Origin of the sequence: Paenibacillus xylanexedens (assembly GCF_007676705.1) — a bacterium.
Taxonomy (GTDB): Bacteria; Bacillota; Bacilli; order Paenibacillales; family Paenibacillaceae; genus Paenibacillus; species Paenibacillus xylanexedens_C.
The window spans coordinates 1-227 of sequence record NZ_VEBF01000793.1 but is presented as its reverse complement, the minus strand read 5'-3'; the positions used below and the strand labels follow the sequence as shown (position 1 = coordinate 227).

Here is a 227-nt window from a genome sequence, read left to right as displayed (position 1 = left end):
TCTCTTCTTCTACTCCACGAATACCTCTGCAACCACCAACCAATACCATCTTCTCCATATCCTTACCCCTCATACCCCCATCACTCAATCCACCACCACTTGGTTCCACTCTACCCTCAACCACACCTTCACACATTTCTTCAAATTTCCCACCCCTCACCTTCAACTCCAAATGCTCACCAGCCCCATCACCAACCGTCATCAACGCCGACCACATCCTTCTACTC

General features: G+C 49.8%; 1 protein-coding gene. It reads right to left on the bottom strand.

Translation table 11 applies throughout. The annotated features are described in order from the left end of the window. Positions 1-202 (bottom strand): Hsp70 family protein (locus FS628_RS31045; RefSeq protein WP_260871265.1); only part of this gene is annotated, 202 nt, incomplete at its 3' end. Positions 203-227 lie beyond the last annotated feature (25 nt).